Here is an 11,924-nt window from a genome sequence, read left to right on the forward strand (position 1 = left end):
TTAATGGCGGAAGTGACGCATGTCGGTGAAGATCATCGCAATACCGTGCTCATCAGCGGCGGCAATCACTTCATCATCACGGATAGAACCACCTGGTTGAATCACACAGCTGATACCTACAGCCGCCGCTGCGTCGATACCATCGCGGAACGGGAAGAAAGCATCAGACGCCATGGCTGAACCTTTAACTTCTAAACCTTCGTCGCCTGCTTTGATACCGGCAATTTTGGCAGAATAAACGCGGCTCATCTGTCCGGCGCCTATGCCGATAGTCATATTGTCACGTGCGTAGACAATGGCGTTGGATTTCACGAACTTGGCTACTTTCCAGCAGAACAGCGCATCACGCAGTTCCTGCTCGCTTGGCTGGCGCTTAGTCACGACTCGCAGCTGACTGGCATCAACCATACCGAGATCGCGATCCTGAACCAGCAGGCCGCCATTAACACGCTTGAAGTCCAGTGCAGCAACACGGCCCTGCCACTGGCCACAAACCAGCACGCGAACGTTCTGTTTTGCTGCGGTAACTTTAAGTGCCGCTTCGCTGGCTGAAGGGGCAATGATCACTTCGACAAACTGACGGCTGACGATCGCCTGGGCAGTGGCTTCATCCAATTCGCGGTTGAAAGCGATGATGCCGCCAAAAGCAGAAGTTGGATCAGTTTTGTAAGCGCGCTCATAGGCGTCAAGAATCGAACCGCCCACTGCCACACCACACGGGTTAGCATGCTTAACGATCACGCAAGCAGCTTCATCAAACTCTTTCACACACTCAAGCGCGGCATCGGTATCCGCGATGTTGTTGTAAGAGAGCGCTTTGCCCTGTACCTGATGTGCAGTCGCAACAGAAGCTTCTGCCACATTCTCTTCTATATAGAAGGCAGCGTCCTGATGGCTGTTCTCGCCGTAACGCATATCCTGCTTCTTGATGAAGTTGAGGTTCAGCGTTCGTGGGAAGCGGCCGGCAGGCTCTTTGCTGTCGCTATGATAAGCCGGTACCAGGCTGCCAAAGTAGTTGGCAATCATGCTGTCGTAGGCTGCGGTGTGTTCGAAGGCTTTGATCGCCAGATCGAAACGGGTGTCCAGCGTCAGGGAGTTTTCGTTGGCGTCCAGCTCGGCGATGATGGCCTCGTAGTCGCTGCTCTTCACCACGATTGCCACATCTTTGTGGTTCTTCGCAGCGGAGCGCACCATGGTTGGGCCACCGATATCGATATTCTCTACCGCGTCTGCCAGTGAGCAATCGGGTTTGGCAACGGTTTGAGCGAAGGGATAAAGGTTTACCACCACCATATCGATAGGGTTGATCGCGTGCTCGGCCATGATCGCATCATCGGTGCCGCGACGGCCCAGAATACCGCCATGCACTTTCGGGTGCAGCGTTTTGACGCGTCCATCCATCATTTCCGGGAAACCGGTGTAGTCAGAGACTTCGGTGACGGGCAGGCCCGCATCTGCCAGCAGGCGAGCAGTACCACCTGTGGAGAGCAGCTCAACACCACGGCTGGAGAGTGCCTGAGCAAATTCGAGGATACCGGCTTTATCAGAAACACTGAGAAGAGCGCGGCGTACTGGACGACGTTGTTGCATGGTGGTTTTATCCCTTGGCTTTGTTTCGCATAAATAAGAGCGTTACATCAAGCTTAGCGCTTCTCTTATATATAGAAGAGAGTACTTGCTTCATGTAACGCCCCAAAAGGGGCATCCTTGACGTCGCCGGGCATTGTAGCGAAAACGTTTGCGCGATGCTCGCCTAAATTCATTTGTGCAGGTGAATGTGGATAACACTGTGTGTAAGTGGGTATAAGGCGGGGTTTTGCTGTGGAATGCAGCGAACGGTTGTTTTTGTTGAATTTAGCGGTTGCGCGCTGTGAACAACTCCCTATAATGCGCATCCATCGAGACGGCACAACGGTTTACGAAGTGCGGTGTTGACAGGAAGCTTCGCTAAGAACTTCCGCCAGAGAAAAAATGCTGAAAAAAGTGTTTGACTCTGAAGGAGGAAAGCGTAATATACGCCACCTCGCAACAGCAGCTTAAGGCGCTGATTGCACCGCTCTTTAACAATTTATCAGACAATCTGTGTGGGCACTCGCAGGATTGATATCAGCGTCTCCGGACGTAAAAAATATCAAGTCTCACGAGTGAACACATAATGAAATTCATTATGACGTTTTACAGATGAGCATCGCTGAACTTGTTTCAGCAAATCAAACTTTAAATTGAAGAGTTTGATCATGGCTCAGATTGAACGCTGGCGGCAGGCCTAACACATGCAAGTCGAACGGTAGCACAGAGAGCTTGCTCTCGGGTGACGAGTGGCGGACGGGTGAGTAATGTCTGGGAAACTGCCCGATGGAGGGGGATAACTACTGGAAACGGTAGCTAATACCGCATAACGTCTTCGGACCAAAGTGGGGGACCTTCGGGCCTCACACCATCGGATGTGCCCAGATGGGATTAGCTAGTAGGTGGGGTAATGGCTCACCTAGGCGACGATCCCTAGCTGGTCTGAGAGGATGACCAGCCACACTGGAACTGAGACACGGTCCAGACTCCTACGGGAGGCAGCAGTGGGGAATATTGCACAATGGGCGCAAGCCTGATGCAGCCATGCCGCGTGTATGAAGAAGGCCTTCGGGTTGTAAAGTACTTTCAGCGGGGAGGAAGGCGATGTGGTTAATAACCGCATCGATTGACGTTACCCGCAGAAGAAGCACCGGCTAACTCCGTGCCAGCAGCCGCGGTAATACGGAGGGTGCAAGCGTTAATCGGAATTACTGGGCGTAAAGCGCACGCAGGCGGTCTGTCAAGTCGGATGTGAAATCCCCGGGCTTAACCTGGGAACTGCATTCGAAACTGGCAGGCTAGAGTCTTGTAGAGGGGGGTAGAATTCCAGGTGTAGCGGTGAAATGCGTAGAGATCTGGAGGAATACCGGTGGCGAAGGCGGCCCCCTGGACAAAGACTGACGCTCAGGTGCGAAAGCGTGGGGAGCAAACAGGATTAGATACCCTGGTAGTCCACGCCGTAAACGATGTCGACTTGGAGGTTGTGCCCTTGAGGCGTGGCTTCCGGAGCTAACGCGTTAAGTCGACCGCCTGGGGAGTACGGCCGCAAGGTTAAAACTCAAATGAATTGACGGGGGCCCGCACAAGCGGTGGAGCATGTGGTTTAATTCGATGCAACGCGAAGAACCTTACCTACTCTTGACATCCAGAGAACTTAGCAGAGATGCTTTGGTGCCTTCGGGAACTCTGAGACAGGTGCTGCATGGCTGTCGTCAGCTCGTGTTGTGAAATGTTGGGTTAAGTCCCGCAACGAGCGCAACCCTTATCCTTTGTTGCCAGCGGTCCGGCCGGGAACTCAAAGGAGACTGCCAGTGATAAACTGGAGGAAGGTGGGGATGACGTCAAGTCATCATGGCCCTTACGAGTAGGGCTACACACGTGCTACAATGGCGCATACAAAGAGAAGCGACCTCGCGAGAGCAAGCGGACCTCATAAAGTGCGTCGTAGTCCGGATTGGAGTCTGCAACTCGACTCCATGAAGTCGGAATCGCTAGTAATCGTAGATCAGAATGCTACGGTGAATACGTTCCCGGGCCTTGTACACACCGCCCGTCACACCATGGGAGTGGGTTGCAAAAGAAGTAGGTAGCTTAACCTTCGGGAGGGCGCTTACCACTTTGTGATTCATGACTGGGGTGAAGTCGTAACAAGGTAACCGTAGGGGAACCTGCGGTTGGATCACCTCCTTACCTGAAGATACCTTCCTTCGAAGTGCTCACACAGATTGTCTGATAGAAAAGTAATGAGCAAGACGGCTGCGAAGTCGTGACATGTATGTGTCCCCTTCGTCTAGCGGTTAGGACTCCGCCCTTTCACGGCGGCAACAGGGGTTCGAATCCCCTAGGGGACGCCACTTGCTTGGTGACAGGTGAAAGGTGTCTCCACGAAATATCTCAAAACTGACGGTAACGTCGAGTTTGAGATATTGCTCTTTAACAATCCGGAACAAGCTGAAAATTGAAACGACACGTCGTATTCATTCTCCGTAATAAGAATGAAGCTATCGATGTGTTCGAGTCTCTCAAATGCTTGCAGTCTGCATGCGTTGTAAAACGCCTGTGGGTTGTGAGGTTAAGCGACTAAGCGTACACGGTGGATGCCCTGGCAGTCAGAGGCGATGAAGGACGTGCTAATCTGCGTAAAGCGTCGGTAAGGTGATATGAACCGCTACAGCCGACGATGTCCGAATGGGGAAACCCGGTGCACTCTGTGCATCATCGCAACATGAATACATAGTGTTGCGAGGCGAACCTGGGGAACTGAAACATCTAAGTACCCAGAGGAAAAGAAATCAACCGAGATTCCCCCAGTAGCGGCGAGCGAACGGGGAGCAGCCCAGAACCTGAATCAGTTTGTGCATTAGTGGAAGCGTCTGGAAAGTCGCAGGGTACAGGGTGATACTCCCGTACACAAAAGTGCATTTACTGTGAGTTCGAAGAGTAGGGCGGGACACGTGGTATCCTGTCTGAATATGGGGGGACCATCCTCCAAGGCTAAATACTCCTGACTGACCGATAGTGAACCAGTACCGTGAGGGAAAGGCGAAAAGAACCCCGGCGAGGGGAGTGAAACAGAACCTGAAACCGTGTACGTACAAGCAGTGGGAGCCAACTTGTTTGGTGACTGCGTACCTTTTGTATAATGGGTCAGCGACTTATATTCTGTAGCAAGGTTAACCGTATAGGGGAGCCGCAGGGAAACCGAGTCTTAACTGGGCGTTAAGTTGCAGGGTATAGACCCGAAACCCGGTGATCTAGCCATGGGCAGGTTGAAGGTTGGGTAACACTAACTGGAGGACCGAACCGACTAATGTTGAAAAATTAGCGGATGACTTGTGGCTGGGGGTGAAAGGCCAATCAAACCGGGAGATAGCTGGTTCTCCCCGAAAGCTATTTAGGTAGCGCCTCGTGAACTCATCTTCGGGGGTAGAGCACTGTTTCGGCTAGGGGGCCATCCCGGCTTACCAACCCGATGCAAACTGCGAATACCGAAGAATGTTATCACGGGAGACACACGGCGGGTGCTAACGTCCGTCGTGAAGAGGGAAACAACCCAGACCGCCAGCTAAGGTCCCAAAGTCATGGTTAAGTGGGAAACGATGTGGGAAGGCACAGACAGCCAGGATGTTGGCTTAGAAGCAGCCATCATTTAAAGAAAGCGTAATAGCTCACTGGTCGAGTCGGCCTGCGCGGAAGATGTAACGGGGCTAAACCATGCACCGAAGCTGCGGCAGCGACACTATGTGTTGTTGGGTAGGGGAGCGTTCTGTAAGCCGTTGAAGGTGAACTGTGAGGTTTGCTGGAGGTATCAGAAGTGCGAATGCTGACATAAGTAACGATAAAGCGGGTGAAAAGCCCGCTCGCCGGAAGACCAAGGGTTCCTGTTCAACGTTAATCGGAGCAGGGTGAGTCGACCCCTAAGGCGAGGCTGAAAAGCGTAGTCGATGGGAAGCAGGTTAATATTCCTGCACTTGGTGTTACTGCGAAGGGGGGACGGAGAAGGCTAGGTTATCCGGGCGACGGTTGTCCCGGTTTAAGCATGTAGGCGGAGAGTTTAGGTAAATCCGGACTCTTTTTAACGCTGAGGTGTGATGACGAGCCACTACGGTGGTGAAGTAACTGATGCCCTGCTTCCAGGAAAAGCCTCTAAGCTCCAGGTAACACGAAATCGTACCCCAAACCGACACAGGTGGTCAGGTAGAGAATACCAAGGCGCTTGAGAGAACTCGGGTGAAGGAACTAGGCAAAATGGTGCCGTAACTTCGGGAGAAGGCACGCTGTCATCAGGTGAAGTCCCTCGCGGACGGAGCTGAAGGCAGTCGAAGATACCAGCTGGCTGCAACTGTTTATTAAAAACACAGCACTGTGCAAACACGAAAGTGGACGTATACGGTGTGACGCCTGCCCGGTGCCGGAAGGTTAATTGATGGGGTTATCCGCAAGGAGAAGCTCTTGATCGAAGCCCCGGTAAACGGCGGCCGTAACTATAACGGTCCTAAGGTAGCGAAATTCCTTGTCGGGTAAGTTCCGACCTGCACGAATGGCGTAATGATGGCCAGGCTGTCTCCACCCGAGACTCAGTGAAATTGAAATCGCTGTGAAGATGCAGTGTACCCGCGGCAAGACGGAAAGACCCCGTGAACCTTTACTATAGCTTGACACTGAACATTGAGCCTTGATGTGTAGGATAGGTGGGAGGCTTTGAAGCGTGGACGCCAGTCTGCGTGGAGCCAACCTTGAAATACCACCCTTTAATGTTTGATGTTCTAACGTAGGCCCGTAATCCGGGCTGCGGACAGTGTCTGGTGGGTAGTTTGACTGGGGCGGTCTCCTCCCAAAGAGTAACGGAGGAGCACGAAGGTTGGCTAATCCTGGTCGGACATCAGGAGGTTAGTGCAATGGCATAAGCCAGCTTGACTGCGAGAGTGACGGCTCGAGCAGGTGCGAAAGCAGGTCATAGTGATCCGGTGGTTCTGAATGGAAGGGCCATCGCTCAACGGATAAAAGGTACTCCGGGGATAACAGGCTGATACCGCCCAAGAGTTCATATCGACGGCGGTGTTTGGCACCTCGATGTCGGCTCATCACATCCTGGGGCTGAAGTAGGTCCCAAGGGTACGGCTGTTCGCCGTTTAAAGTGGTACGCGAGCTGGGTTTAGAACGTCGTGAGACAGTTCGGTCCCTATCTGCCGTGGGCGCTGGAGAATTGAGGGGGGTTGCTCCTAGTACGAGAGGACCGGAGTGAACGCACCACTGGTGTTCGGGTTGTCATGCCAATGGCATTGCCCGGTAGCTAAGTGCGGAAAAGATAAGTGCTGAAAGCATCTAAGCACGAAACTTGCCCCGAGATGAGTTCTCCCTGACTCTCTGAGAGTCCTGAAGGGACGTTGAAGACGACGACGTTGATAGGCCGGATGTGTAAGTGCAGCGATGCATTGAGCTAACCGGTACTAATGACCCGTGAGGCTTAACCTTACAACGCCAGAGGCGTTTTTGAGAGACGCAGTAGATTTTCAGCTTTGTTCATCCGGATAAAAGATTTAGCGATGTCCTGCGGAGTTAAGTCCGAAGGATTTTGCGCTGAGGCAAGGCGCCGACCGAGACGGAACGAAGGAGCATACTGATGTATGTGACTGAGTTACGCGAGGAAGAGCAACGCAGCATCAGCACAAAAGACACAGGACAGAGCACAGGAATTTGCCTGGCGGCTTTAGCGCGGTGGTCCCACCTGACCCCATGCCGAACTCAGAAGTGAAACGCCGTAGCGCCGATGGTAGTGTGGGGCCTCCCCATGCGAGAGTAGGGAACTGCCAGGCATTAAATAAGTGAAGAAACCCTGAACGAAAGTTCAGGGTTTTTTTACGTGCGCAGATCGGCGAAATCAATGCTAACAGCCACGAAGATCGCCAAAATACCGCTAAATGCACTGCAAAAAAAGATTGAAGTGCTCCGTAAAATCCCCCATTTTTCCTCTCAAACACTGTCATTACACCTCATCTATATGCAAAAAACGCATAGAACACCGTGTTGGTCGCGCAAAGATGTAGCATAAATAGACGGATCAGACCTCCAAATCCCGCTTTAAACTGAAACATTTTCATAATCCGCATGAAGACTCGACATTCAGCGGATGCCAGGCTAACCTCGGGCATCTGGATGTCTAAACGTTTATACGGTTATCAGTAAGAGGTCAGTTAGCTATGCCAATCAGAATCCCCGACGAATTACCGGCAGTGAATTTTTTGCGTAATGAGAACGTGTTTGTCATGGCCTCATCGCGCGCCAGTGTTCAGGAGATTCGCCCGCTAAAAGTACTGATCCTCAACCTGATGCCAAAAAAGATCGAAACGGAAAATCAGTTCTTACGCTTACTCTCCAACTCACCACTGCAGATCGACATACAGCTACTGCGCATCGACAGCCGTGAGTCACGCAATACGCCGAGCGAGCATCTCAATAACTTCTACTGCAACTTCGAAGATATTGAGCACGATAATTTCGATGGTCTGATCGTTACGGGTGCCCCGCTGGGATTGGTGGATTTCAATGACGTGGCATACTGGCCGCAGATTCAGCGTGTGCTGCACTGGGCGAAAGAACACGTCACATCCACGCTGTTTGTCTGTTGGGCGGTACAAGCCGCGCTGAACATTCTGTACGGCATTCCAAAGCAAACGCGTCAGAACAAACTTTCAGGCGTGTATGAACATCAAATCCTGCATCCGCATGCTTTGTTAACCCGTGGATTTGACGACAATTTCCTCGCGCCGCATTCGCGTTATGCTGATTTCCCGAGCCAGTTAATTCGCGACTATACCGATCTCGAGTTGTTTGCCGAATCTGACGCCACCGGGGCTTACCTGATGGCGAGCAAAGACAAGCGCCTGGCGTTTGTAACTGGCCATCCTGAATACGATGCGCTGACGTTATCCGGTGAATACCATCGTGATTATGATGCCGGGCTGCATCCGGAAGTACCATTTAACTACTTCCCACAAGACAATCCTGAACTGCCACCGCGTGCTACCTGGCGCAGCCACGGTAATCTGTTGTTCTCAAACTGGCTAAACTATTACGTTTACCAGATTACACCGTTCGATCTGCGTCATATGAACCCCACACTCGACTAAAGCAAAGCTCGCTTTTCTCGTTAAATGCGCCGTGACAGCCTCGTGCTGTCGCGGCATTTTTTTTGCCTTGCGCAAATTTGTGGAATCCATTGCCTTTAATTTGAGAGTTTAAATTACATATTTATCAGTACAATAAGTGAATTTAAAAGTAAAAATGGAAATAGTTTTTGAAAACAAGATAAAAATCATTATGCTCTGATCTTGCCGGTTAAAAATCACCCTACACCCGGATCCCCGTAAGTGGGGACGGATCATAACAGGAGCAGCCCGCATGACAGATTCGGTTATCCACAATACGCTGACCTTCACTCAGCCCTTTACCTACGCGGAAAAGCAGCTGCTCACCCCGCAAGCCATCGACTTCCTGCACACACTGGTCGCGCGTTTTGCACCGGAACGTGAGCGCCTGTTAAAAGCACGTCAACAGCGCCAGCAGCGTTACGATCAGGGTGCCTTACCTGACTTTGATTCGGAAACCACTTCCATTCGCGAACGTGACTGGCAGGTTCGCCCGATTCCCCAATTGCTGCGCGATCGTCGCGTCGAGATCACCGGCCCGCCGGATCGCAAAATGGTGATCAACGCGCTGAATGCGAACGTCAACGTCTTCATGGCCGATTTCGAGGATTCGCTGGCACCCACCTGGCAGAAATTGATGGATGGCCAGCTGACTCTGCGGGATGCGGTCAACGGCACGCTGAACTTCACCAGTGAAGCGGGCAAGATCTACCAGCTGAAATCCGATCCTGCTCTGCTGATGTGTCGTGTACGTGGGCTGCATCTGAATGAAAAACACGTTGAGTGGCGCGATCGGGCCATTCCCGGCGGGCTGTTTGATTTTGCGCTTTACCTGTTCCACAACGTTGATGCGCTGCTTGAGAAGGGTCATGGTCCCTGGTTTTATCTGCCAAAAACCGAGCATGCATCTGAAGTGGCGTGGTGGCGTGAGATCTTCCGCTTTAGCGAGGATCGCTTTGATCTGCCTCGCGGCACCATCAAAGCCACGGTATTGATCGAAACGCTGCCGGCAGTATTCCAGATGGACGAGATCTTATGGGAGCTGCGCGATCATGTGGTGGGCCTGAACTGTGGTCGCTGGGATTACATCTTCAGCTACATCAAAACCCTGGCACAGCACGGCGATCGCATTCTGCCGGACCGCCAGCAAATCAGTATGGATCAGCCCTTCCTCGATGCCTATTCACGGTTGCTGATCAAAACCTGCCACCGCCGCGGCGCACTGGCGATGGGCGGCATGTCCGCGCTGATTCCGAGCAAAGATGCCGAGCGTAATGCGTGGGTGATGCAGAAAGTACAAGAAGACAAAGCGCGTGAAGCCGGTAACGGCCATGACGGCACCTGGGTCGCGCATCCGGGGCTGGCCGATATCGCCATGGCTGAATTCGACCGTCAGCTCGGCAATCAGCCTAATCAGCTGCAGGTCAGCCGCGATCAGGATGCACCCATCACCGCCGAACGTCTGCTGCGGCCATGTCGGGGTCTGCGCACTGAAGCGGGTATGCGCGCCAACATTCGCGTGGCGTTGCAGTACCTTGAGGCGTGGATTGGGGGTAACGGCTGCGTGCCGATTGATGGGTTGATGGAGGATGCCGCCACGGCAGAAATTGCCCGCACCTCCATCTGGCAGTGGATTCATCACAAGCAGATCCTCAGCGATGGCCAACTGGTGACCGCCGAACTGTTTGAGCGGCTACTCGATGAAGAGATGCTGGCCCTGCAACAAACGCTGGGCGAGGAGCGCTTCCGTAACGGACGCTTTGCCGATGCCGCCGCGCTGATGGCGCAAATCACCACGGATAACGAACTGGTTTCTTTCCTTACTCTGCCGGGCTACCGCCTGCTGCCATGAACCTGGAGATAACGCTATGAATCGTCACCAACAGATCAAACAACTGGAATCGAGCTGGAACGACGCGCGCTGGCAGGGCATTACCCGCCCCTACAGCGCGGAAGATGTTATCAACCTGCGTGGCTCAGTGAATCCGGCCTGCACGCTGGCAGAGCGCGGGGCGAATAAACTGTGGTCGCTGCTCAACGGTGAGTCCACCAAAGGGTATATCAACAGCCTCGGCGCCTTAACCGGCGGGCAGGCAATACAGCAAGCCAAAGCCGGAATAGAGGCGATCTATCTCTCCGGCTGGCAGGTTGCTGCGGATGCGAATATGGCCGGGCAGATGTATCCCGATCAGTCGCTCTATCCGGCGAACTCGGTGCCGAATGTGGTCGAGCGTATCAATCAGAGCTTCCAGCGCGCCGACCAGATTCAGTGGGCGAATGGTCTGTCGCCAGAAGATGAAGGCTTTATTGACTACTTCCTGCCGATTGTGGCGGATGCAGAAGCGGGGTTTGGTGGCGTGCTCAATGCCTTCGAGCTGATGAAATCGATGATTCAGGCAGGTGCCGGTGCGGTGCACTTTGAAGATCAGCTGGCCTCGGTGAAGAAGTGTGGCCATATGGGTGGCAAAGTGTTAGTGCCCACTCAGGAAGCGATTCAGAAACTGGTGGCTGCGCGGCTGGCAGCCGATGTCATGGGCGTGCCGACGATATTGCTGGCACGCACCGATGCGGATGCCGCTGATTTGATTACCTCCGACTGTGACGAGCGCGATGCGCCGTTTATCACCGGGCAACGTACCGCGGAAGGGTTCTTCCGTACTCGCGCCGGTATTGAGCAGGCGATCAGCCGTGGCTTGTCGTATGCGCCGTACGCAGATGTATTGTGGTGCGAAACCTCGACGCCGGATCTCGAACTGGCGCAACGTTTTGCCGACGCGATTCACGCGCAGTATCCGGGCAAGTTGCTGGCCTACAACTGCTCGCCGTCATTCAACTGGAAGAAGAATCTCGACGATCGCACCATCGCCCGTTTCCAGCAGGCGTTAAGCGACATGGGCTATCGCTTCCAGTTCATTACGCTGGCCGGCATTCACAGCATGTGGTTCAACATGTTCGATCTGGCACACGCTTACGCACAGGGTGAAGGGATGCGTCATTACGTTGAGAAAGTGCAGCAGCCGGAATTTGCCGCGCGCGAAAAAGGCTATACCTTCTCCTCCCATCAGCAGGAAGTGGGCACCGGCTATTTTGACCGCATCACCAACGTGATTCAGGGCGGCCAATCTTCCGTGACCGCACTGACCGGTTCGACAGAAGCCGCGCAGTTCTGATCAGTCTGCATGCGTACCCTACGAAAATTGCACGACC

General features: G+C 53.2%; 4 protein-coding genes, 1 tRNA gene and 3 rRNA genes. 7 read left to right on the plus strand and 1 reads right to left on the minus strand.

All coding sequences use genetic code 11. The annotated features are described in order from the left end of the window. Entirely contained in the window at positions 1–1,590 is a 1,590-nt protein-coding gene (purH, locus tag AC6I8L_RS01300; RefSeq protein WP_058962180.1) for a bifunctional phosphoribosylaminoimidazolecarboxamide formyltransferase/IMP cyclohydrolase, read from the minus strand. 629 nt (positions 1,591–2,219) lie between these two features. Here purH and AC6I8L_RS01305 point away from each other — a divergent pair. The 7 genes from AC6I8L_RS01305 to aceA all read left to right on the plus strand — a co-directional run bounded on the left by AC6I8L_RS01305 (position 2,220) and on the right by aceA (position 11,887). Next, positions 2,220–3,759 (plus strand): 16S ribosomal RNA (locus tag AC6I8L_RS01305). 89 nt (positions 3,760–3,848) lie between these two features. Further along, positions 3,849–3,923 (plus strand) — tRNA-Glu (locus AC6I8L_RS01310). 216 nt (positions 3,924–4,139) lie between these two features. Next, positions 4,140–7,044 (plus strand): 23S ribosomal RNA (locus AC6I8L_RS01315). A gap of 225 nt (positions 7,045–7,269) precedes the next feature. Further along, positions 7,270–7,385, plus strand: a 5S ribosomal RNA gene (gene rrf / locus AC6I8L_RS01320). The 16S, 23S and 5S rRNA genes sit together here with 1 tRNA gene alongside, the layout of an rRNA operon. A 384-nt stretch (positions 7,386–7,769) precedes the next feature. After that, positions 7,770–8,699 (plus strand): homoserine O-acetyltransferase MetA, encoded by a 930-nt coding sequence (gene metA, locus AC6I8L_RS01325; RefSeq protein ID WP_034827128.1) that lies wholly within the window; start codon positions 7,770–7,772, stop codon positions 8,697–8,699. Between the two features lie 271 nt (positions 8,700–8,970). Further along, positions 8,971–10,569, plus strand: a complete 1,599-nt coding sequence (gene aceB, locus AC6I8L_RS01330) for a malate synthase A (protein ID WP_058960029.1) — start codon at positions 8,971–8,973, stop codon at positions 10,567–10,569. Between the two features lie 16 nt (positions 10,570–10,585). Then, the gene (aceA, locus tag AC6I8L_RS01335) at positions 10,586–11,887 is read left to right on the plus strand and encodes an isocitrate lyase (protein WP_058960030.1); all 1,302 of its coding nucleotides are present in this window, start codon (positions 10,586–10,588) and stop codon (positions 11,885–11,887) included. Positions 11,888–11,924 lie beyond the last annotated feature (37 nt).

The sequence above is a fragment of the Type-E symbiont of Plautia stali genome (assembly GCF_059731115.1).

Excerpts from the sequence above, each read along its gene's own strand:
- aceB (WP_058960029.1), top strand. The coding sequence starts at position 8,971 with ATGACAGATTCGGTTATCCACAATACGCTGACCTTCACTCAGCCCTTT.
- purH (WP_058962180.1), bottom strand. The coding sequence starts at position 1,590 with ATGCAACAACGTCGTCCAGTACGCCGCGCTCTTCTCAGTGTTTCTGAT.
- metA (WP_034827128.1), top strand. The coding sequence starts at position 7,770 with ATGCCAATCAGAATCCCCGACGAATTACCGGCAGTGAATTTTTTGCGT.
- aceA (WP_058960030.1), top strand. The coding sequence starts at position 10,586 with ATGAATCGTCACCAACAGATCAAACAACTGGAATCGAGCTGGAACGAC.